Origin of the sequence: Cytobacillus luteolus (genome assembly GCF_017873715.1) — a bacterium.
GTDB lineage: Bacteria > Bacillota > Bacilli > Bacillales > Bacillaceae_L > Bacillus_BV > Bacillus_BV luteola.
The window spans coordinates 435,923-456,083 of sequence record NZ_JAGGKM010000001.1 but is presented as its reverse complement, the minus strand read 5'-3'; the positions used below and the strand labels follow the sequence as shown (position 1 = coordinate 456,083).

The window sequence follows — 20,161 nt, the reverse complement described above, 5'->3', positions numbered from 1 at the left end:
TTTAGATAACAAGTAAAACGACGGTTAAAAAGAAAGCTGAGTTTACAATTTCGAGGACACCAACCTTCATCATCGTAATTGCTTTACCGTAAAAGTATATTGCTCGAACGAGGCTAGGTAGGTAAGCAATGGTTAAGAGGTAATATCCGCTTCCAATGAATAGCAGGACCACTCCAAAATGAAATCCCCATGAAATCCAGCGATACTTCGGATTGCCTTTTTCCCGGATCATTGTTTTTACAAAGAAGGTACTTCCTGCAAAAAACAACATCGAAAGTCCCCAGACACTAAGAGCCAAGAGGTCAATCGTTCCTGTCCCACCAAAGTAACTTGCTACACCACCAATCCCAAACGAGCAAATGGCAGATAGGTCATTTAGAAGAGCTCTTTCATTATTTTGTTTAGCATAATAGGCATTTACGATAAAAAATGGAACCATGACAAGCCCAAAGTACACAAAACGCAAGTCATATAGTAGGACTATAATCAGAGAAACAATAACTGGGACAAAGTAAGTAGCGGTCCACTTCATGTGCAGCTTACGTTGTTTGTTCCTTTTTTTAAAACACAGTAATAATGGATAGGTCGCTAAATATAAGAATAACCAACCTATAAATAGTGGAATATGAATCCAGGACACTTGTCCTAATCCCATCCCAAGAAAAAATGGTACTAGCAACATTGCCCAAGCACCATGTTGTTTTGGTAGTAAAGGTTTCACCGTACGTCACCTCTTCATAATAGGTTACTTTTAGTATAAAGAATTGATGTTCATTGGAATGTGATGTGTGTCACAAAGTGTTAAAAAGGCTTGTCTTTTTTGAAATGTGAAAATAAAATGATTATGAAAATACAAAATGGAGGTGTTCGCTTGATTTTAAAACAGCGTGTTGAATCAAAGGAACTGAGGACTTTTCGGGCATTGAATGCAAGAATGTCTCTCTTGGAAAAAGAACGGAATTACTGTTTGAACCTTGAGAAAGGATTTGTGGGGGAGTTGGATTTTGATTTGTTGGTTAGTCAATTGTCTAATGAAAAATACTTAGCATTAAATGATTTGATCTATGATATAAATAGTAAAGTATTCCAGATTGACTCATTACTTATCAGTAATAACACAGTTTATTTATTCGAAGTTAAGAATTATGAGGGTGATTTTTATATTGAGAAAGATCGTTGGTATTCTGTTTCAGATACAGAAATACAAAATCCTATCTTACAGCTTCAGCGAGCAGAAACATTAATACTGCGGTTACTTAAAGAAATAGGATTTAGTGGTATTGTTAGACCTTTTCTTATCTTTATCAACCCCGAGTTTCACCTTTATAACGCTCCACGAAACCCCCAAATTATATTTCCATCACAGTTAAATCGTTTTGTAAATGAACTTTCCTTTAAGATGTCAGGGGTTACCTCACACGATAGGAAAATCTCCAAACATCTACTTTCACTTCACCTAAAAGAGTCTCCTTATAGTAGAATACCAAAGTATACGTATGAACAGCTTAATAAAGGGATTTATTGCCCATGTTGTCATACTTTCTTTACTGAATCTCTAGTATGTTCTCAATGTGGGTATATTGAAGAATATTCGGGTGCAATATTTAGAAGTATCATCGAGTTTAATTTACTTTTCCCTGAGGAGAGAATAACAACGAAGGCTATTTGGGAATGGTGTGGGCAAGTCTTTCCTAAGAAATCCATACGTAATACTCTATTAAGTAAATTTAAGATGATTGGGTATGGAAAGTCTAGCTATTTTATTATTAAAGATTAGTAAATTGGGTTACGTGACCTTATTTCCCGCTTTCGGCTATTTCCCGGAACGCAAACTGGTTTACGTTACCTTATTTCCCAATTCCGGCTATTTCCCGGAACGTAAACTGGTTTACGTTACCTCATTTCCCAATTTCGGCTATTTCCCAAAACGTAAACCCGTTTACGTTACCTTATTTCCAGATTTCAGCTATTTCCCGGCACGTAAACCCGTTTACGTGACCTCATTTTCCAATTCCAGCTATTTCCCGGCACGTAAACCCGTTTACGTGACCTCATTTCCCAATTCTAGCTATTTCCCAAAACGTAAACCCGTTTACGTTACCTTATTTCCAGATTTCAGCTATTTCCCGGCACGTAACCTGGTTTACGTGAACTCATTTCCCAAATTCGGCTATTTCCCAAAGCGTAAACCCGTTTACGTTACCTCATTTCCCAATTTCGTCTATTTCCCGGAACGTAAATCCGTTTACGTTACCTCATTTCCCAATTTCGTCTATTTCCCGGAACGTAAACTTAAACCAGCCAGTTCACACAATATCCAACACAAAAAAACCGACAAGCACCACCAACCCCGTGCTTGTCGACTCTTATCACCCACCACTAACCGGTGGTATCAAAGCAACAGTATCCCCATCATTAACAAGATCATCACCTGTTGCATATTCCTCATTTATCGCAAACATCACATTTTCAAGGCCCGGCAGCGAATACAGCTCCACCAGCTCTTTCTTCAAATCAGCAATCGAAATAGGTGCCTTATCCATTATCACTTTTTCTTGTCCAACTGCGTCCTGTAGATGTGCAAAAAATAATACAGTAATCACACTAAGTCCTCCTGTTCCGGCTTACCAGTTGGATAGGATTTCTTCTCAAGTTGATCTCCTATCCACATCTCACCGTCTTCCCAATGTTCCTTTTTCCAAATAGGTACGATTTCCTTAATACGTTCAATGGCGTATTCATTTGCTTCATAAGCATCACGTCTATGCGGTGTGGAAACTGCGATAACAACAGCTATATCTGAAATCTCTAATCTACCAATACGATGCGTAATGGCTACCATTGAATCTGGCCATTTCTCGTTTATTTCATCACCAATCTGTTCAAGCTTCTTTTCTGCCATCGGAACATAGGCATCATACTCTAGATAGAGTGTTCGTTTGCTTTTCGTAAATTCGCGCACTGTTCCAGTAAAAGTGGTAACTGCACCCGCTTCACGACGAATGACCTTATTTGTCACTTCTTCCATATTAATAATATCTTCCGTTAGTATAAACCGTTTTTCATTCATGTCTTTCCCTCACTGCTTGTAATATAAGTAATACCGATTCATCATTGCTAAGATTAAATGTCACAAACCTCTGCTTTACTTCTTCTTCCAAAGGAAACCAAGAAATAACTGCCATAATGTTCGTGAGCCGATCTAGTAAAGTTATATCATCCTCATTACGAACTAAAACAACCTTTGGATAGTTTTCATTTTTATATCCTTCTACAATGACCAAATCAATTGGGAGATGCTTATAGATACTAAGAATGTCATTTAACTTCCATTCATCTCTTTTACAATATAATTGTAAAACACCATCACCTTCTACGCTTGCTGCCAGTGCTCCAGCCAAGCGGTGTCGATCTGAATCTTTCCCATTATCCAACATATCAGGCATACCACCATGACCATGGTGTTTAACCGTTGCTACTCTTAAACCTAGTGTAGTCGCTTGCTTTATTAGCTTTTCAACATATGTTGTTTTTCCGCTATTTTGATAGCCAACTACCTGTATGACGGGTACATCTAGTTCCAGGGCCATTGACATCCCTCTTCATCTTCAAGTAGTAAAACATCTACTTGCATTCCTTGTTCATAGCCCCTTGTTCCTCCTGGAAGCACCATTAAGGCATTCGCACCGGAGAGTGAAGTGACAACATTTGACTTGTCTAAACCACTTGGAGTAACAGAAACCATCCCATCTTTAAAAGAGATGCTACTACGTACAAATCGGGTAAAAGGGTTTGGTTTAGGGAAATCAACATCTAGTCGAGCTGTAATCTTCTTTAAATGCGGATTCGGATTATTTAGCAGTGTCCGTATAATTGGTCTAACAAACAACTCGAAACCTACATAACACGCTGAAGGATTTCCTGATAAACCGAATAGTAACTTGCCCTCGAACTGAGCAACTGTAGTGACACTACCAGGTCTCATTCCAATCTTATTAAAAAGTACTTCTGCACCTAATTTTTTATAAATATCCGGTAGGTAATCATAATCACCTACAGATACGCCACCTGTCGTAATCAATATGTCTACCTTCTCAATGGCTTCCTTAATCGCTTCATAACAAGTATCAAAATCATCTGCAAGTTTCCCAAAGTAAATAGGCTCAGCACCTGCACGCTCGACTTGGCTTCGAATCATATATGAGTTACTATTTCGAATTTTTCCTGGGACAAGCCCTTCATGGACATCAAGTAATTCAGTTCCAGTAGCATAAATTCCTACGGTTGGCTTTCTTCCAACTAACACCTTGTCATAACCAAACGTAGCTAAAAGTGCCGACACTCCTGGGTTAATTCTTGTTCCCTTTTCAACCAAGACATTCCCCTTTTGGGTATCTTCACCTTGAAAAGAAATATTATCACCAGATTGTAATTGTCTTTTTAATGACATATATTTACGGCCATCTCGCTCATATTCTTTTGTTAACTCAAGCATGACCACTGCATCACATTGGATTGGCATTTGTGCACCTGTCATAATTCGAATAGCTTGAAAGGCACCGACTTCCTGCTTCGCTACAGAACCCGCACCAATCTCTTCTATAACTTCAAATTCAACAGCGTTGGACTGATTGGCTAGTTTCGTATCCTCAGACCTAATTGCAAACCCGTCATATGGAGAACGGTCAAAGGGTGGAACATCATGGTCTGCCTTTAGATCCTCAGCTAGAAATCTCCCATAGCATTCTTCTAGAGGGATTAGTTCGGTCTCTCCACTGCTTGCAAAGAACATGATTTTTTCTACAGCCTCATGTACAGGAATAGGCGTACGTTTTTCTACCATTTTTACTATCTCCTTATATCTCAAACTATTTTAGATTACATTCTATTGTACTTCATTCTTTCGTTTGTTCAAAATAAAGAGTGTTACCTTGTGTTGTTGAACACCCTTTTCCCACTATATCTATAGTAGCAACATTCTTTCTATCGGTTTGTGATGGTTATCACATATAGTGATAAAAAATTAACTCATAGTGTGATTTGAATCACCTCTTAAAATAACCAATCACGTTATTCTATGTTTAGAACCAAATTTAATAACAATTGGAGGTACTACTCATGGAACACGTTTTTACTGAACAATCTATCATTGGTGAAGTTGTAACAAAGTTTCCTAAAGCTGGGGACCTATTTAAATCTTATCGAATTGACTTTTGTTGTGGAGGAAATCGACCACTTATAGATGCTATACAGGAGAGAAATTTATCTGCTGAGGAAGTAGTAAGTCGTTTGAATGAACTTTATTACGATATGAAAGAACGTAATGAACGGGAGATTGACTGGGCAAATGCTTCTTACAGCGAGTTAATTGAACACATTATTAATAAGCATCATCGTTACCTAAATGAGGAGCTACCTCAGCTTACTCCTTATGTCACAAAGGTTTTACGTGTTCATGGCGCAGAGCATAAACATCTCGCTAGAATTCATTCTCTCTTTAACCAGTTAAAAGCAGAATTAGAGCAACACACAATTAAGGAAGAAACAGAAGCATTTCCGTTTATTTTAGAATATGAAAACAATCCAACACCAGAAACTCTTGAAAAAATGAAAAAACTAATTAACGAACTTGAAGATGATCATGACGGAGCCGGAGATATTATAAAAGAAATTCGTGAAATTACGAATGACTTCACTCCTCCACTGGGAGCATGCGGTACTTACCGACTTGTTTACCAGCGTCTAGAATATTTAGAATCTGATTTATTTCAGCATATTCACTTAGAAAATAATATCCTTTTTCCAAGAGCTGCTGCACAACTCTAATATGTCGATCTCAAAGACTCCTTAAACGATTAAGGAGTTTTTGTTTTCCCCTGACACTCAAGTGACTTAAATCACTTACAATAACCTATAACACCGTTAAACTAATTATAGAATGTAGAATGATAACTTTGAAACCATTTACCTCATAGATTGTAAACATCCTTGCAAGAAATGCTAATAGGAATGTTTAGGGGGATAACTATGTATAAAGAGCTGTTACGAAAACTTGATCTATTTAAGGAGCTCCCAGAGGAATCTTTAGAATTCATCCAGAAAAGCTTAACTACCTTGAGGTTTGCAAAAGGAGACACTATTTTTACTGAGTTTGAAGAAGCAAAGGGAGTGTACTTTGTTAAAACTGGAATTGTTCGCTTAACAAAAGGTGACAACACAGGAAAGGAATTAGTAGTATGTCTCAAAAAAGCTGGAGACTTATTTGCTGAAGCATGTCTTTTCTCACAACCAGGTTCGTTTTATCCCGCAACAGCACACATGATTGTAGATGGCGATGTTTTATTTCTAAAAACAGAGGCCTTGGAAAAAGAATTAAAGTTTAATCCTGAATTAGGCATTGAGATTATTCGTTATATGAGTTCACAATTAAGAGGCTTTACATCAACCTTACGCGATATAGCTTTACTAGATGTTTATAGTAAAACAATATCTGCATTAGATCGACTTGCAAAGGAATTTGGAGAACATCATGGATATGGCGTTCAGATTGAACTTCCCTTAACCGTTCAGGAATTTGCAAATTTAGTAGGTGCTAGAAGAGAAAGTGTTAGTAGGGTTTTTACCCGTTTAAAAAATGACAATGTCATTGCTATTTATGACAAAAAGATTGTGATTGTTGACTGGTGTAAGTTTTGTACACTCTACAAAGTTCAAATGTTTGCTTAAGTAATAGGAAGAGGCTGATAAAGCTGAATTCCTATTTTTTTATCCATAAAGTGATTCTTATCAAATTGTAAGAATTTGTTCAAAAAGGCTCTCAGTCTGTATATATCAACGTTTCCAAGCATTTTATGATGAAAAACCTACATCTTATTCACTTTGCTGTCATTGACTGTCTATGCTATTTCCTTTTAAATCAAAGATAGATAGCAATTTAAATAGAGAGGTGAATCCTCATGACTACTTGTTTAAAGCCTACACTTTCGACTGAATTAACAGAACTGCTAAAATCGGCGGATTATAGTATGAAAATGGAAAAGGGTTCCTACTTATTTCAAGAGGGTATGGAGGCAAAAGAGCTTTATATTATCCAATCAGGTCGAGTTAAAATTAGTAAAGTGGCAGCAGATGGAAGAGAATTATCTCTTCGAATATGTGCACATAGTGAAATAGTTGGTGAACTTACTCTATTCTCTGAGAATGCCAAGTATTTATTTAATGCTCAGGTAATTGAATCAGGAGAAGTAGCTGTTATAAAAAAAGAAAATATTGAACGCACACTTTTTGAAAATGGTAAGCTTGCAATGGAGTTTATGAAGTGGATGAGTGATCATTTCCGCAAGACACAAACCAAGTTTAGAGACCTTGTACTTCTTGGAAAAAAAGGAGCACTGTACTCCACCTTGATCAGAATGACCAATAGCTATGGGATAAAAAAAGACGATGGAATCTTAATTAATCTTCACTTAACTAATCAAGAATTAGCGAACTTTTGTGCAACTACACGTGAGAGCACAAACCGCATGTTAAACGAGCTGCGCAAAAACAACATTATTTCTATTTCAAAGGGAAAAATAATGATACACGATCTTGACTATTTGAAAAAAGAGATAAACTGCGAAGGATGCCCTGCTGTCATTTGTAGTATAGAATAAGCTGCTAGATTAAATATCTAGCAGCTCTTTTTATTCTTATTTTGTTTAACTACTTCTTCTTTTTTTCTAAGTTCTTTTGGGATATAAACGCAGAATGGTTCACTCTCCATATAATCTCCAGTCATAGCATATGCACGTGAACGAGACCCTCCACACACATATCTAAATTCACATACACCACATTTTCCCTTATATTTGTCAGGACTACGTAAATCCTTGAAAATTGGTGATTCACGATAGATTTCTGCAAGTGGGGTTTCTTTTACATTTCCTGCTTTTATAGGAAGCAAGCCACTTGGATACACATCACCAACATGAGAGATGAAAACAAACCCATTTCCATCATTTACCCCTTGAGGGGCTCTACCTAGGCCATCAAATTGACCTGTCTTCCCTTTCATTAATGCATTTTCATACTTTATCATTGTTGGTTCATGTTTAGTTTCTCTCATTTTTGATTGGATAACGACTCTACGGTAATGCTGAGCAGCTGTTGTTTTAATGTCAAACTTCACTCGCTTACTTAAGTCATAAAGCCATCTGAACACTTGCTCATGCTCTACAGGTGAAATCATATCAGAATCTTTTCCCCTTCCTGTAGGAACAAGGAAGAACACACTCCACAGTACGCAATCTAGTTCTTCAATCAGTTTTGCCATTTCATCTAACGCATGCATATTGTAACGAGAGATGACTGTATTAATTTGAATTGGGATTTCAAGTTCGTGTAAATATTTAATAGCATTCATTGTCAGATCAAACGATCCATCTGTTCCACGGAAATGGTCGTGAATCTCTGCTGTTGGTCCATCTAAACTAAAGGCCCAACGTGCAAGTCCCACTTCTTTTGCCTTTTCAATAGCCTCTTTCGTTACATTTGGAGTTGCACTAGGTGTCATTGACACACGTACACCCCTTTTTATCGCATAATCCGCAATATCATATACATCTGGTCTCATAAGTGGATCTCCACCAGTAAAGACAAGTAGTGGATTTTGCATATCATATATCTGATCAATCAGTTTCTTACCTTCTTCAAAAGTTAACTCTCTATGATCACGCTTATATTGTGCTTCAGCTCGACAATGCAGGCACTTTAGCTGACAAGCTCTTGTTAACTCCCAGATTACAATAAATGGATTCTCATTAAAGTCTCTATCAAACATGAGGTATTCCCTCCTAGTTCTTAATAACTTTATTCTAGCACCAGGAAGGATTGTAGTATGTGAGGCATATCACATTTATAAAAACTTGTTTAGTTTCCACAAAAAAACGTGTAAACCGTTGTTCACACGTTGTATCGAGGATACGCCACCAAGTTAGGAGTAGGAACTGCCTCCTCCCTTACAGGTTAACGTACGTTCATTATATCTAGTTAACTCATAGATGAATGTGAATTTCATCACTATTTATCGTTTAGTTTTTGAAATTCTTCTAAGTCATTTATATTTTGAAAAGGTTGTTCATCTTCAAATGGTACATAAGTTACTCGTAGTTGATCTAACAGCTTCATCATTTTATAATGGTCAGATTCTAGGATCTCGATGATCTCACTCACTACATTAGAATGATACACCCCAATTAGAGGTTGAATTCTCCCTTTTACTACGGGGATAATTGCATCTACATCTAGCTTGATATGTTTTACAAGGGACATAATTTCAGATTTGGTGATATTGGGTGTATCACATGGGAGTACAATATACCAATTGCACTTAAGATAATTTATTCCCGTTGCGATACCAGCTAAAGGACCTTTACCCTTATACTGTGGTAAGTCTTCGATTATTGGCATAGTTGTTACTCTATTTAACTCACTCTTGATTGAGTTGTGACTAATAATTACAATATCCTTTGTTGATTCCTCAATTGCTTGAATTGCATATTCGATAAAAAAGCGATCTTTAAGTCGCGCTAGTGCCTTTGGGCTTCCAAACCTTCTTGACTCTCCACCAGCAAGTATAATTCCACCTAGTCGTAAGCTAAGGTCCTTCAAAGCCCTCCACCCACTTTCATTTTTAACCAAATGATATCGGTTATGATGATTTAAATCAAGAAAAAACCCCCTACAAATTTTAAGGGGCCTAATCAAACACTTATTTTTTCCCAATAGACACTCGCCATACTTCTGGACCTTCTTCTAAGTACTCCCATGTAAATTGGTCTTTGCGCTCCATCATGAATTGGTATTGAAGTGGTCTTGGATCATGATCATTTGATAATTCCATGAACTCACCAGAATTTAATCCATCAAACATGTTAAATATCCTTGGGTGTTTCTCTCTTGGTGAAAAATCAGGGGCATTTATTTTTGCTGCGAATTGAATCATTATGAACTCCTCCTGTAATTTAATGTTTTACTAGCTTCATTTTAAGTGGATATCTCTGTTTCTAAAGTGAACGAAATCACTAGTGAGCCATGTTTTTTATCATACTAGGGTTAAAACTTTAGATATAATAATAGAAAGTAGTATTCTACAGGGGGAATAATGATGGAGGAACATATCGGCTATTGTCAACAATGTAGAAAAGAGATTCATTGTTTAGATGGTTTCTTTAATGGAATAATAGATGATCAAACAAAAACAATTCTTTGTTTCACATGTGCAGATTCTTTTAATGAAAAATCACAGGACGCCTAGGCTTCTGTGATTTTTTTATGATTTTTTCTCAAAGATTTATTTAATACTTGTGATTCAAATCACATTATCCAAGAGTGAAAATGATTATCATAAAAGAAGAAAGTCATTATAGGAGGTCTTTTATAATGAATCATAACACTGAAAGAATTGTTGAATTAGATGTAAGAGAGGATGTAAAAAACAAACTTGAGCCGTTTCAAAAAATTATGGAGGCTATTCAGTCACTTGAAACTGGTGACACATTTATTTTACACGCACCTTTCAAGCCAGTTCCTTTATTTGCTGTGATGAAAGCAAAAGGCTTTACCCATGAAGAAGAAGAAATAGAGAAAAAGCACTGGAAAGTAACCTTTGTAAAACGAGGTGTTGAATCATGATACTAGATAACCGTGGACTTGAGCCTCCTCAGCCTATGATGAGGACATTAAATGCACTAGAGAAAATGGAAAGTGGAGAAAGGTTAACCATCATTAATGATCGTAGACCTATGTTTTTATATGAGCAGCTTGAAGAAAGTGGATATAAGCATACTACTTCTGAACGAGAAGATGGAAGTTTTCAGATTGACATCACAAAATAAGGGCTGATGCAAATTGATACCTACACAATTTGGTACGGAAACAAACATTAAGCTGCCGCTCTCGTTCATTCTTTATGCGCTATTTGCATTTATCAGTTCACAATTGATTATCCTTTTTTCAGGACAATTTGTCATAAATGGCATTTTTAGAACCCCTAGCCTTTGGTCAGCTGCTCATTTACTAGTACTCGGTTGGGCACTTATGATTGCGATGGGCTCAATGTATCAGCTTGTTCCTGTCGCATTTTTAACTAGGATTTGGAGTGAGCGGTTCGGATTTCTTCAATTTGCAGTAAGCTCTGTCGGAATTACATTACTTTCGATTGCCTTATATGTGTTTCCTTCCCTTATTCTCTATGGGGCTGTGCTATCTGTAATTGGAATCCTAATGTTTCTTTTCCAAATGTTTATGACCATGAAACAGCAAGTATCCAAAAATATTCTTACTGCCTTTGTTGGCAGTGCACTCTTTTGTTTGTTACTTACGATTCTGCTTGGTCTTTTATTGGCACTAAATATGTCCACTAGTGCAGGACTGAATCATATGTTTCTTCTAAAAAGCCATATACTTCTTGGTGTAACAGGTTGGTTTACTTTATTAATATTCGGCTTTTCTTACAAAATGGTACCGATGTTTTCATTAGCACACGGGTTTTCAATGAGCATTAGTAAGTGGGTCTTAACCTTCTATTTAACAGGTCTAGTTATATCGATAATTAGTTTTAATAATGAAAGTTACAGTCTATTCCAGATTGGGATGCTTGCATCAACACTAGGTTTTGCAACATTTTCCTTTCATATTTATAAAATCCTTAAGACTCGTCTTAAGAAAAAACTAGATAAGCCTTTTATTTTTTCCATACTCGCAATCGGAATAGGTTTAGTAATACACATTAGTGCTGCAGTGCTATCTTTATTTCCAGAACATTATTCTGTCTATGGAATTCTAATTTACTTGTATATTTATATGTGGATTATCTTTAGCATCTCTGGTTATCTCTATAAAATCGTTCCTTTTTTGTGGTGGACACATCGTTATAGCAAACTTATTGGTAAAACGAATGTGCCAACTCTAAAGGATATGATGAATGAGAAAGCTAGTGTCCCAATTTTTGCAGGATTCATGATCGGAAGTATCGGAATATTACTATCTTACCTTTTGTCTAATCAAATTGTTTTTTTCCTTAGCCAAGGAATCCAAAGCGTTGCAACAATTTTTTATTGTTATAGAATCTTTGTTGTTTTACGTAAATAAGAAGGAGGTTTTTGTAATGTCATTCCTGGCAAAAATAAATGAGCAATTAAAGAAAGTCATTGATCCTGAACTTAACATAAACATTGTTGACTTAGGGTTAATATATAATGTGAGTGAAGATGCCGGAGATGTTGTTATCAAGATGACTTTAACAACGCCTGGCTGCCCTCTGCACGATAGCATTGTTGGTGGTGTGAAACATGCTGTCTCAGAGTTAACTGAAGTAAAAAGTGTTGATGTGGAAGTTGTTTGGAGTCCTTTATGGTCACCTGATCTGATGAGTGAAGATGCCCTAAAACAGTTACGGGGTTATTAGAATAAGAAGAAAAGGTATAGACAACTTATTTTCTATCTAAACTTGAATACGCTATACTATAAAAGTAACTAAACGGTCGGAGGTTGAAGAAATGATAGATAAAGCATTAGAAGAAAATATCATGGGGGCACTTGAGACAGTTATTGACCCTGAACTAGGAATTGATATTGTAAATTTAGGATTAGTTTATGGGGTTGACATGGATGACGAAGGAAAGGCAACAGTTACGATGACTCTTACTTCAATGGGTTGTCCTTTAGCAGGAACCATTGTTGAAAGTGTAAAGGCATCACTTGCTGATCTACCTGAGGTAAAAGAAACAGAAGTTGATATTGTCTGGAATCCACCATGGTCTAAGGATCGAATGTCACGCTACGCAAAAATTGCATTAGGAATTAGATAATGAATGAGATGAACTCCCCGGGTTATTGGGGAGTTCTTTTTATAAATAGGTCTTAAACCATTCTATGGTTGCTAATAGGCCTTCTCGTGATACTTTATGGTCTGCTTCCTTATCTACAATGAATTGGATGCGTTCTTGATTTTGATATTGTGATTTAACTTCGTTATAGAATTGGTATGTAAAATGAAATGGAACAACTTCATCTTTTTCACCATGCCAAAATAATAGTGGACGATCTGACAATTTCTCAGGTTGAAGACTCAAGTCGTATGTACGTAATTTTGCATATTGTTCTTCAAGCTGTTCCTCACTGAGGGGAATAGTAACTCCTACTCTTTTTAACTCGTCTATTTGCCCTTGTAAAAACTTTTCATAAAACGGACTTCCCATTAAACTTACAGCCGCTTTTATCCAATCATATTGAGTAAGAGCTCCAAGGGTTGTAATCCCTCCCATTGAGGTGCCTACTACACCTATTCGATTAGAGTCAATTAAACCTTTGCTGACCAAGTCATTTTTTATGATTTCTAATTCCTTAATTTCATTCATAACGATGTCCCAGAATCTAAAATTCAACTCTTGCTCAACTACGTTTGAATCCTCTCTCTCACCATGATAAAGGGCATCAGGTAGGACTACACGAAATCCTGCTTCAGCTAACAAATATCCATAATGCAGGTTATGCTCCTTTGCACTGGTAAAGCCGTGAATAAACATTATAAGTGGTAAGCTTTCTTCTTTTAACTCTTTTTTAACTACATGAAGTACTGGTATGTCAGCTATCGTTTGCTTATCTACTAAAATCATTGTTGAATACTCCTTTTTTCGTAACATAAACCTAGTGTACCACCACATCCTATTTTTGTAAGAAAATATGCTTAGCATTAAATTATAGATCTTGTACATAAGATAAGCATATATACTTTCTTCCATCATTTTTCTGTTACAATTAAGAGTAGAAGCTGACAAATACTAACAAAAAACAAAAAGGGGATTTTATGACGAAAAAACATTTAATTGCACTCGATTTAGATGGTACTCTGTTAACTGATAGCAAGACGATTTCAGAACGTAACAAAAGAGCCATCGAAGCTGCCAAGCAAGAAGGTCATCATGTAATGATAGCTACTGGGCGCCCTTTTCGTTCAAGTTCGATGTATTATCAGGAGCTGGGTTTAACAACACCAATTGTTAACTTTAATGGAGCCTTTGTACATCATCCTTTGAAGGATAGCTGGGGTGTTCACCATAACCCATTAGATTTACATGTTGTTAAAGATATCGTTGAAGCAAGTGAAGCATTTAAAGCTAAAAATATCTTAGCCGAAGTAATGGATGATGTATACTTCCACTATCATGACGAAACGTTACTTGATATTTTTGGAATGGGTGAGCCTCGGATTGAAACCGGTGATTTGCGAACTATTTTAAAGTACGATCCAACCTCGGTACTCATTCATGCTGAGGAATCTCAAGTAGAACATATTCGAAAGCATTTATCTGATGTACATGCTGAAGTGATTGACCATCGTCGTTGGGCAGCACCATGGCATGTTATTGAAATTGTTAAATTTGGTTTAAATAAGGCAGTAGGTATCGAGAAGGTTGCCTCTTTTTATGGTATCCCAAAAGACAGAATCATTGCATTCGGAGACGAAGATAATGACTTAGAAATGATTGAGTATGCAGGCCATGGAATAGCTATGGGAAATGCGATTCCTCAGCTTAAAAATATTGCATCCTCTGTTACTCTTTCTAATGAAGATGATGGAATTGCATTATACTTAGAAGATGTGTTAAAGCTTAAGTTCTAATTGGGAATCCAGGTAGTAATTATTACCGTAATAACACCCTTTACAATAGACACAATATATAGTGTGACGTTATTAATTACGTCCGATAAGTAAGCTATTTGAAGGGGGAATACGAATGGGTAGAAGTAGTAAATCCAAACGTTTTGTCAAACAGGGTGTAGATTCACTACAAAAGTATTCTGAGAAATTCCCTTACCATTCAACATATGCTGAAGCTGAGGCACGCAAGGCTGAAAACGTCGAGAAATCCTCACTTGGAGGGGTTTAAATGGGTAACGCTTTATTCCAGAGAGCGCGTGAAGCCGTGGCGATTGCTCAGTCGTCTGTTAACGGAGAAGCAAATGTTAGTACAGAAGAAGCAATTGCAGTTGCTAAAAACGAACTATCTTCCGCATATGCCAATTCAACGGTAGCTGAACAGAAACAACTGCGCGAATTACAAGACCAATTAAATCAACTACAATCTTAGTTGAAAAGAGAATGGTGTCAGGTAACTTCCTGACACCATTTTTATCTAAATTCTTGTAAAACGATTTGGTGACTATTAACCACCTCATCATCTTTTGCGCTTCTTTCATAAAGAACTAACAATAGCACACCGTTTATAGGAAACTTTTCTTTCGGAATGTTTACTTCAAATTCAAATTGAGACCAAGTTGGTGCTCCTTCTTTAGCAGTTTTAACCGTTTCTTTAATAATGTAGTCATGTCCATCTTCAACTGCATAAAAGAAAGTCGCTTCGTGTACTCGTGCTTCCCCTTTTACAACATATTCTCCATCTTTTCCACTTACAGTTACATTACGAAACGCAGTAGATTGCTCTGGGATTGTGAATTCTTTTACAGCTCTTAATTTATCTTTCCCTATTGGATTTCCGTTCAATTTGGAAGCAACTACAGATACAATTGCTTTATATTCTCCAGGTTTTACTCTTTGTCCATCCTCGTTAAGGTATCTCCACTTATCTTTCCATACTTTTTCTTCTCCAGCTTTTATTCTGACGTCCTGTAAAGCCATCGTAAACATTTTACCGGTAGAAAAGCGGTATACCTCATTATTATTTCCATCTACTACTACGACTTCGAACGTTTGCCCCGAGGTGAATGTTAATGTGACATCTTCCTCTCCATTGTTCTTTACCTTTATATAAATGTCTGCCGAATCAGAAGCTGCCTGAATATCCACACTTGTCTCCAACGACTGTAATGGATTACTAGTCACTTTATCTTCCCCCTCTTCCACTGTAGTAACAGGTTGGGTTGCACATCCTGATAATCCTACTATACTCATTATAAATAGCAAGAAGAATTGTTTCATCGATAAACCTCCATTTGTTGAGGAAAATTTAAATTTTTACTTTTAATCTCTTCTAAAGAACCCATGTATCCCTGCTGTCTCAACAATATTTGTAAAAGCATGTGGATCGACCTCTTTAAGAATCCCCTCTAAATCAAATAGCTCATATCGTGTGATTACAATAATCATCATTTCCTTTGTTTCATTTGAAAATCCACCTTTGGCAGGAATTGTGGTAATTCCCCTTACTAACTTATTATAAATGGCTTCTTTTAAGGCATCTCCCTTTTTGGTGATAATCATTGCCGTTAGCTTTTCATGACGGGTATGAATGGCATCAATCACCCTTGTTGAGACATAAAGCGTTACCAAGGTGTATAAAGCTTTTTCCCAGCCATATAAAAAACCAGCTGAGACAATAATCACCGAATTTAATATAAAGAAATATGTACCTACAGGCTTATCATTCATTCTTGATAATACCATTGCGACAATGTCTAAGCCTCCTGTAGATGCCCCCCATTTCAATGTAAATCCGATTCCTACCGCTGCAATAACTGCACCAAATACTGCATTTAACAGAATATCACTTGATACACTATGCAATGGAATAATCTCTAAGAATAAGGTAGTTGCCGCTACTGAGAAAAAGCTAAACAATGTAAAGGATTTTCCAACCTTTTTCCACCCTAGTATAGCTACAGGTATATTTAATAACAACAGTAAGATACCTGTTGACACATAATAAGGAGTATATTCCTGTACAGACCTCGCGATTAATTGTGCTGCTCCTGTAAAACCACTAGCATATACATCTGCAGGAATTAAAAACAGGTTAAGTGCAATTGCATTTAAAAGTGCTCCGATAAGGACAACAATAATTTTTTTTGTAAGTAACAACCATTAAAACCTCCTTAAAACAAGCTGTTTTTTAGTATATGTAATTATTCTCTTTATTACCCTTATTTAACAGTTATCAATCAAAAAGCTTGTAGGTAAATCATTTAAAGTACAGAATGAGAAGTATAATTAGAAAATAATTTACTATCTGATTTAGAAAAGATACACTACTAATAAGAGTTCATTATAAAAAGGAAGTGACAGAATGACTGTACGTTTATTTGCAGACAGTGCAAGTGATTTACCTTTAGAGTTTTTAAAGGAACATAATGTGACACTTTTCCCCCTAGTTGTTCTATTAGATGGAAAAGAGTATGAGGATTTACTTACCATCAAGCCATTCGATGTCTTTAACGCGATGAGAGAGGGTAAAGTTGCATCAACATCCCAAGTTTCACCACATCACTTTAAAGAAGAATTTACAAAGCTAGCAAAAGAAGGTGTGTCCGGTATTTATATTGCTTTCTCCTCAGAACTATCTGGAACTTGCCAAACAGCCATGATGGTAAAAGCCGAGGTTGAGGAAGAGTATCCTACTCTTGATTTAACGATCATTGATACAAAATGTGCATCGTTGGGTGTAGGGCTAGTTGTTAAAACAGCTGTAGAGTTGCTAGAAAAGGGTGCTACTAAAGATGAGATTCTTGAAGGGATTCAATTTAGTCGCGATCATATGGAGCATATCTTTACTGTAGATAATCTAGAGTACCTAGCTCGTGGTGGAAGAATCAGTAAAGCATCTGCATTCGTGGGTGGATTATTAAATATAAAACCACTTTTACATGTAGAAGATGGCAAACTAATTCCTCTAGAAAAAATTAGAGGGAGTAAAAAGGTGCTCAAGCGTATTGTAGAGCTTATTGAAGAACGTGGTGTGAATCTTAATGAGCAAACCATCGCTATAAGTCACGCAGATGCAGAGGACACAGCACTTGAACTAAAAAGACAATTAGAAGAAAAGTTCGGTACAACTTCTTTCTTTATTAATTCGATCGGATCTGCTATTGGTGCGCATGTTGGACCAGGAACTATGGCAGTTTTCTTCTTAAACAAGTCAAGGTAACCTCGGGTACATAGTTTACTTTTTTCCCGGTAATGCTATATAGGAACTAGTATGAAAGGGAGTGTAGGCTTTGTCTAAGACAAGTGATAACGATAAAAAGGCAAAAGACAATAATGCGAAACGCCATGAGAAAAACATGGAGCGTGAAAAAAATCGCGGGCGTGGTGAGAGACAATATTCGAAGAAGACTGACCACTTGTAAATCAATATGTTCGCAATAACAAGACCCTCTAATCTAAAGAGGGTCTTTTCACTTTGAAGATTGTCCGTTCCTTTTCGCTGCGGGCACTTGCTTTCCGCGGGGAGGGATGTGAGCCTCCTCGGCTTTGCCTGCGGGGTCTCACACTTCCCTCTATGGCCCGCAGGAGTCAAGTGCCCTCCGCTCCAATTCACTCTTCACTATTACAAGCATGTACCTTTACTAAAAATGAGCTTTTGTCAGAACATTTATTCTTCTTTTTTAAAGTAAGTCCATCCATCTTCTTGGTAGATTTTTCCGTCTTTCATTAGTCTGCCTAGTGCTCGTTTGAAGGCGGCTTTGCTCATTTGGAAGCGGATTTGGATGTCATCTGGGTCGCTTTTGTCCCAGAATGGCATGGCACCGTCTCTAGATTCCATATAGGAGTAGAGCTTCATCGCATCTTCATCTAATATTTCGTGAGAGCGTCCTAGTAATGAGATGTTAACAGAGCCATCTTCTTTAATATCTATGATTCTTCCTTCAACTTTTTGTCCGAGTCTTGGTTCACGAACGCGTTGTGTTTCATGGATAAATCCAATGTATTTTTCGTCTGTAAGGATAAATGAGCCTACCAATAATAGACGGTATACTCTTCCACTCACATTTTTGTTGAAGGCTGTTCTTGGTGCTTTTACAGCTACTTCTCTTATGGCATCCTCTGTTCCCAGTTTTCCAAAGAGTCTTCCATGCTTGTCTGTTTTTAAAGAGCAATACAAATGGTCTCCTACTTCTGGCCATAAATCAAATATCTCAGGAAGGTCATCCTTTGAAACAAGGATATCCTTTCTAATTCCAATATTCACAAATACTCCTAATTTGTGTTTAACTTCTACTACTTCAACCCAATCGTAAGTGCCTTGTTCGATTTTTGGGGTCATCATCGTAGCAGCTAAGCGTCCTTGGTGATCCTGATAAAGGAAAACAGTGTGCTCTTCCTCATCATTAAATTCACCAACGATATCACTGTTATGAAGGAGTACATCCTCTTCCCCATCTGTTAAGAAATAACCAAAATCCACTTCTCTATCAACTTTTAATGTAACTGTCGTACCTGCTTCAAAGCTTGTCATATATATCCTTCTTTCTCTTAAAATCTCTTCATAGTTAATATGCAATTATAACATCTATTTACCATAAGTTGTCCTACTTGTTATATTTTACTATAATTAAACTATATCATACATTTTCGGAGGTAGAAAAATGTCTAAAGAAAGTTCATTTGATGTTGTTTCAAAGGTTGAGATGCCAGAGGTAACCAATGCTATTAGTATTGCATTAAAAGAAATTCAAACTCGCTATGATTTTAAAGGAAGTAAAAGTGACATTTCCCTTGATAAAGAAGAGCTTGTACTTGTTTCAGATGATGAATATAAATTGGAGCAGCTTAAGGATGTTCTTGTGTCTAAACTGATTAAACGCGGTGTTCCTACAAAAAACATTGATTACGGCAAAATTGAGAAAGCTTCAGGTGGGACAATACGCCAACGTGGGAAGTTAGTTCAAGGAATTGATAAAGAAAATGCAAAAAAAATCAATACAATCATTAAAAACAGTGGCCTAAAGGTAAAGAGCCAAATTCAAGATGACCAAATTCGTGTAACAGGTAAAAATAAAGATGATCTACAGCAAATCATTGCAGCTATCAGAGGTGCAGATTTGCCAATCGATGTTCAATTCTTAAACTTTAGATAAATATAGGTTAACTTTCGACGCGTCCTTAAAAACGCGTCTTTTTTATTTTTAAAAAAATTCTGCATTTTCTCTTGCAAAATTGAATAGAATTAGATAATATTTACTTCTATACAACATTAACGCACTAAAATAAAACTTAATACTTACTCTTATCAAGAGTGGCGGAGGGACTGGCCCTACGATGCCCGGCAACCGTTCCATTAGGAATTGGTGCTAAATCCAGCGAATTTTTTTAAATTCGAGAGATAAGAAGATTACTTTTAAACGCCAAGTCTTCTTCTTATAGAAGGCTTTTTTTAATGTC

The 20,161-nt window shown here is 36.7% G+C and carries 28 protein-coding genes and 1 riboswitch; of the genes, 16 read left to right on the top strand and 12 right to left on the bottom strand.

All coding sequences use genetic code 11. From position 1 onward, the window contains the following. Position 1: 1 nt before the first annotated feature. Positions 2-721 carry a YwiC-like family protein gene (locus tag J2Z26_RS02340; protein WP_193537896.1) on the bottom strand — a complete coding sequence of 240 codons (720 nt, stop codon included), beginning with the start codon at positions 719-721 and terminating at the stop codon, positions 2-4. Positions 722-871: 150 nt separating this feature from the next. Between J2Z26_RS02340 and J2Z26_RS02335 the strand changes: the two genes are divergently transcribed. Beyond that, a complete protein-coding gene (locus J2Z26_RS02335; protein WP_193537894.1) occupies positions 872-1,777 on the top strand; it encodes a nuclease-related domain-containing protein in 906 nt (301 codons plus the stop codon). A gap of 592 nt (positions 1,778-2,369) precedes the next feature. Here the strand turns inward: J2Z26_RS02335 and J2Z26_RS02330 are convergent. The 4 genes from J2Z26_RS02330 to J2Z26_RS02315 are packed head-to-tail and all read right to left on the bottom strand — an operon-like array spanning position 2,370 to position 4,843. Continuing rightward, positions 2,370-2,603: a MoaD/ThiS family protein gene (locus J2Z26_RS02330; RefSeq protein ID WP_193537892.1), complete on the bottom strand. Its 234-nt coding sequence runs from the start codon at positions 2,601-2,603 to the stop codon at positions 2,370-2,372. Then, a complete protein-coding gene (locus J2Z26_RS02325) occupies positions 2,600-3,070 on the bottom strand; it encodes a molybdenum cofactor biosynthesis protein MoaE (RefSeq protein ID WP_193537890.1) in 471 nt (156 codons plus the stop codon). The genes J2Z26_RS02330 and J2Z26_RS02325 overlap by 4 nt, the downstream gene beginning before the upstream one ends. Continuing rightward, positions 3,063-3,590, bottom strand: coding sequence for a molybdopterin-guanine dinucleotide biosynthesis protein B (mobB, locus tag J2Z26_RS02320; protein ID WP_193537888.1), 528 nt, complete (start codon positions 3,588-3,590; stop codon positions 3,063-3,065). Before mobB ends, J2Z26_RS02325 begins: the two co-directional genes overlap by 8 nt. Then, on the bottom strand, positions 3,575-4,843 hold the full coding sequence (locus J2Z26_RS02315) for a molybdopterin molybdotransferase MoeA (RefSeq protein WP_193537886.1): 1,269 nt from the start codon (positions 4,841-4,843) through the stop codon (positions 3,575-3,577). Before J2Z26_RS02315 ends, mobB begins: the two co-directional genes overlap by 16 nt. 275 nt (positions 4,844-5,118) lie before the next feature. On the opposite strand from J2Z26_RS02315, the gene ric reads away from it, so the two are divergent. The 3 genes from ric to J2Z26_RS02300 all read left to right on the top strand — a co-directional run bounded on the left by ric (position 5,119) and on the right by J2Z26_RS02300 (position 7,655). After that, positions 5,119-5,826: an iron-sulfur cluster repair di-iron protein gene (ric, locus tag J2Z26_RS02310; protein WP_193537884.1), complete on the top strand. Its 708-nt coding sequence runs from the start codon at positions 5,119-5,121 to the stop codon at positions 5,824-5,826. Positions 5,827-6,027: 201 nt separating this feature from the next. Then, complete coding sequence (locus J2Z26_RS02305) at positions 6,028-6,726, top strand: Crp/Fnr family transcriptional regulator (protein ID WP_193537882.1); 699 nt, start codon at positions 6,028-6,030, stop codon at positions 6,724-6,726. A 230-nt stretch (positions 6,727-6,956) separates the two neighbouring features. Further along, entirely contained in the window at positions 6,957-7,655 is a 699-nt protein-coding gene (locus J2Z26_RS02300) for a Crp/Fnr family transcriptional regulator (RefSeq protein ID WP_193537880.1), read from the top strand. 17 nt (positions 7,656-7,672) lie between these two features. Here the strand turns inward: J2Z26_RS02300 and J2Z26_RS02295 are convergent, their stop codons facing one another. The 3 genes from J2Z26_RS02295 to J2Z26_RS02285 all read right to left on the bottom strand — a co-directional run bounded on the left by J2Z26_RS02295 (position 7,673) and on the right by J2Z26_RS02285 (position 9,985). Beyond that, on the bottom strand, positions 7,673-8,821 hold the full coding sequence (locus J2Z26_RS02295) for a TIGR04053 family radical SAM/SPASM domain-containing protein (RefSeq protein WP_193537878.1): 1,149 nt from the start codon (positions 8,819-8,821) through the stop codon (positions 7,673-7,675). A 239-nt stretch (positions 8,822-9,060) separates the two neighbouring features. Further along, the gene (locus J2Z26_RS02290) at positions 9,061-9,651 is read right to left on the bottom strand and encodes a molybdenum cofactor guanylyltransferase (RefSeq protein WP_193537876.1); all 591 of its coding nucleotides are present in this window, start codon (positions 9,649-9,651) and stop codon (positions 9,061-9,063) included. Between the two features lie 100 nt (positions 9,652-9,751). Further along, complete coding sequence (locus J2Z26_RS02285; protein WP_193537874.1) at positions 9,752-9,985, bottom strand: DUF2249 domain-containing protein; 234 nt, start codon at positions 9,983-9,985, stop codon at positions 9,752-9,754. Between the two features lie 162 nt (positions 9,986-10,147). Between J2Z26_RS02285 and J2Z26_RS02280 the strand changes: the two genes are divergently transcribed. From J2Z26_RS02280 to J2Z26_RS02255, 6 genes are all read left to right on the top strand, one after another. Beyond that, entirely contained in the window at positions 10,148-10,297 is a 150-nt protein-coding gene (locus J2Z26_RS02280) for a hypothetical protein (protein WP_193537873.1), read from the top strand. 125 nt (positions 10,298-10,422) lie between these two features. Then, the gene (locus J2Z26_RS02275) at positions 10,423-10,674 is read left to right on the top strand and encodes a DUF2249 domain-containing protein (protein ID WP_193537871.1); all 252 of its coding nucleotides are present in this window, start codon (positions 10,423-10,425) and stop codon (positions 10,672-10,674) included. Further along, positions 10,671-10,877 (top strand): DUF2249 domain-containing protein, encoded by a 207-nt coding sequence (locus tag J2Z26_RS02270; RefSeq protein WP_193537869.1) that lies wholly within the window; start codon positions 10,671-10,673, stop codon positions 10,875-10,877. Before J2Z26_RS02275 ends, J2Z26_RS02270 begins: the two co-directional genes overlap by 4 nt. Before the next feature lie 13 nt (positions 10,878-10,890). Further along, positions 10,891-12,132: a hypothetical protein gene (locus tag J2Z26_RS02265; RefSeq protein WP_193537867.1), complete on the top strand. Its 1,242-nt coding sequence runs from the start codon at positions 10,891-10,893 to the stop codon at positions 12,130-12,132. Between the two features lie 16 nt (positions 12,133-12,148). Next, entirely contained in the window at positions 12,149-12,448 is a 300-nt protein-coding gene (locus tag J2Z26_RS02260) for a metal-sulfur cluster assembly factor (RefSeq protein WP_193537865.1), read from the top strand. 94 nt (positions 12,449-12,542) lie between these two features. Then, complete coding sequence (locus tag J2Z26_RS02255; protein ID WP_193538520.1) at positions 12,543-12,851, top strand: metal-sulfur cluster assembly factor; 309 nt, start codon at positions 12,543-12,545, stop codon at positions 12,849-12,851. Positions 12,852-12,890: 39 nt separating this feature from the next. Here J2Z26_RS02255 and yjfP read toward each other — a convergent pair whose 3' ends face one another. Further along, on the bottom strand, positions 12,891-13,658 hold the full coding sequence (gene yjfP, locus J2Z26_RS02250) for an esterase (RefSeq protein ID WP_193537863.1): 768 nt from the start codon (positions 13,656-13,658) through the stop codon (positions 12,891-12,893). A 191-nt stretch (positions 13,659-13,849) separates the two neighbouring features. Here yjfP and J2Z26_RS02245 point away from each other — a divergent pair, with 191 nt between their 5' ends. From J2Z26_RS02245 to J2Z26_RS02235, 3 genes are all read left to right on the top strand, one after another. Further along, positions 13,850-14,665: a Cof-type HAD-IIB family hydrolase gene (locus J2Z26_RS02245; RefSeq protein ID WP_193537860.1), complete on the top strand. Its 816-nt coding sequence runs from the start codon at positions 13,850-13,852 to the stop codon at positions 14,663-14,665. A gap of 115 nt (positions 14,666-14,780) precedes the next feature. Next, positions 14,781-14,933 carry a hypothetical protein gene (locus J2Z26_RS02240; RefSeq protein WP_193471743.1) on the top strand — a complete coding sequence of 51 codons (153 nt, stop codon included), beginning with the start codon at positions 14,781-14,783 and terminating at the stop codon, positions 14,931-14,933. Further along, positions 14,934-15,134 carry a DUF3813 domain-containing protein gene (locus tag J2Z26_RS02235; RefSeq protein WP_193537858.1) on the top strand — a complete coding sequence of 67 codons (201 nt, stop codon included), beginning with the start codon at positions 14,934-14,936 and terminating at the stop codon, positions 15,132-15,134. A 41-nt stretch (positions 15,135-15,175) separates the two neighbouring features. On the opposite strand, the gene J2Z26_RS02230 is transcribed toward J2Z26_RS02235, so the two are convergent. Continuing rightward, on the bottom strand, positions 15,176-15,982 hold the full coding sequence (locus J2Z26_RS02230) for a BsuPI-related putative proteinase inhibitor (protein WP_193537856.1): 807 nt from the start codon (positions 15,980-15,982) through the stop codon (positions 15,176-15,178). 42 nt (positions 15,983-16,024) lie between these two features. Continuing rightward, positions 16,025-16,861: a YitT family protein gene (locus J2Z26_RS02225; RefSeq protein WP_193537854.1), complete on the bottom strand. Its 837-nt coding sequence runs from the start codon at positions 16,859-16,861 to the stop codon at positions 16,025-16,027. Positions 16,862-17,066: 205 nt separating this feature from the next. Between J2Z26_RS02225 and J2Z26_RS02220 the strand changes: the two genes are divergently transcribed. Continuing rightward, on the top strand, positions 17,067-17,924 hold the full coding sequence (locus tag J2Z26_RS02220) for a DegV family protein (protein ID WP_193537852.1): 858 nt from the start codon (positions 17,067-17,069) through the stop codon (positions 17,922-17,924). A gap of 70 nt (positions 17,925-17,994) precedes the next feature. Then, positions 17,995-18,126, top strand: coding sequence for a DUF3941 domain-containing protein (locus J2Z26_RS02215; protein WP_193537850.1), 132 nt, complete (start codon positions 17,995-17,997; stop codon positions 18,124-18,126). Between the two features lie 245 nt (positions 18,127-18,371). Here the strand turns inward: J2Z26_RS02215 and J2Z26_RS02210 are convergent, their stop codons facing one another. After that, on the bottom strand, positions 18,372-19,235 hold the full coding sequence (locus J2Z26_RS02210; RefSeq protein ID WP_193537848.1) for a CvfB family protein: 864 nt from the start codon (positions 19,233-19,235) through the stop codon (positions 18,372-18,374). Positions 19,236-19,365: 130 nt separating this feature from the next. On the opposite strand from J2Z26_RS02210, the gene J2Z26_RS02205 reads away from it, so the two are divergent. Then, on the top strand, positions 19,366-19,857 hold the full coding sequence (locus J2Z26_RS02205) for a YajQ family cyclic di-GMP-binding protein (protein WP_193537846.1): 492 nt from the start codon (positions 19,366-19,368) through the stop codon (positions 19,855-19,857). 146 nt (positions 19,858-20,003) lie between these two features. Then, a riboswitch (SAM riboswitch) is annotated at positions 20,004-20,109 on the top strand. The last annotated feature ends 52 nt before the right edge of the window (positions 20,110-20,161 follow it).

What these genes read in the sequence shown, in the direction of transcription:
- J2Z26_RS02240 (WP_193471743.1), top strand. Translation starts at nt 14,781, where the DNA reads ATGGGTAGAAGTAGTAAATCCAAACGTTTTGTCAAACAGGGTGTAGAT.
- J2Z26_RS02285 (WP_193537874.1), bottom strand. Translation starts at nt 9,985, where the DNA reads ATGATTCAATTCGCAGCAAAAATAAATGCCCCTGATTTTTCACCAAGA.
- mobB (WP_193537888.1), bottom strand. Translation starts at nt 3,590, where the DNA reads ATGGCCCTGGAACTAGATGTACCCGTCATACAGGTAGTTGGCTATCAA.
- J2Z26_RS02315 (WP_193537886.1), bottom strand. Translation starts at nt 4,843, where the DNA reads ATGGTAGAAAAACGTACGCCTATTCCTGTACATGAGGCTGTAGAAAAA.
- J2Z26_RS02325 (WP_193537890.1), bottom strand. Translation starts at nt 3,070, where the DNA reads ATGAATGAAAAACGGTTTATACTAACGGAAGATATTATTAATATGGAA.
- J2Z26_RS02210 (WP_193537848.1), bottom strand. Translation starts at nt 19,235, where the DNA reads ATGACAAGCTTTGAAGCAGGTACGACAGTTACATTAAAAGTTGATAGA.
- J2Z26_RS02275 (WP_193537871.1), top strand. Translation starts at nt 10,423, where the DNA reads ATGAATCATAACACTGAAAGAATTGTTGAATTAGATGTAAGAGAGGAT.
- J2Z26_RS02280 (WP_193537873.1), top strand. Translation starts at nt 10,148, where the DNA reads ATGGAGGAACATATCGGCTATTGTCAACAATGTAGAAAAGAGATTCAT.
- J2Z26_RS02295 (WP_193537878.1), bottom strand. Translation starts at nt 8,821, where the DNA reads ATGTTTGATAGAGACTTTAATGAGAATCCATTTATTGTAATCTGGGAG.
- J2Z26_RS02260 (WP_193537865.1), top strand. Translation starts at nt 12,149, where the DNA reads ATGTCATTCCTGGCAAAAATAAATGAGCAATTAAAGAAAGTCATTGAT.
- J2Z26_RS02305 (WP_193537882.1), top strand. Translation starts at nt 6,028, where the DNA reads ATGTATAAAGAGCTGTTACGAAAACTTGATCTATTTAAGGAGCTCCCA.
- J2Z26_RS02230 (WP_193537856.1), bottom strand. Translation starts at nt 15,982, where the DNA reads ATGAAACAATTCTTCTTGCTATTTATAATGAGTATAGTAGGATTATCA.
- J2Z26_RS02235 (WP_193537858.1), top strand. Translation starts at nt 14,934, where the DNA reads ATGGGTAACGCTTTATTCCAGAGAGCGCGTGAAGCCGTGGCGATTGCT.
- ric (WP_193537884.1), top strand. Translation starts at nt 5,119, where the DNA reads ATGGAACACGTTTTTACTGAACAATCTATCATTGGTGAAGTTGTAACA.
- J2Z26_RS02205 (WP_193537846.1), top strand. Translation starts at nt 19,366, where the DNA reads ATGTCTAAAGAAAGTTCATTTGATGTTGTTTCAAAGGTTGAGATGCCA.
- J2Z26_RS02245 (WP_193537860.1), top strand. Translation starts at nt 13,850, where the DNA reads ATGACGAAAAAACATTTAATTGCACTCGATTTAGATGGTACTCTGTTA.
- J2Z26_RS02270 (WP_193537869.1), top strand. Translation starts at nt 10,671, where the DNA reads ATGATACTAGATAACCGTGGACTTGAGCCTCCTCAGCCTATGATGAGG.
- J2Z26_RS02220 (WP_193537852.1), top strand. Translation starts at nt 17,067, where the DNA reads ATGACTGTACGTTTATTTGCAGACAGTGCAAGTGATTTACCTTTAGAG.
- J2Z26_RS02300 (WP_193537880.1), top strand. Translation starts at nt 6,957, where the DNA reads ATGACTACTTGTTTAAAGCCTACACTTTCGACTGAATTAACAGAACTG.
- yjfP (WP_193537863.1), bottom strand. Translation starts at nt 13,658, where the DNA reads ATGATTTTAGTAGATAAGCAAACGATAGCTGACATACCAGTACTTCAT.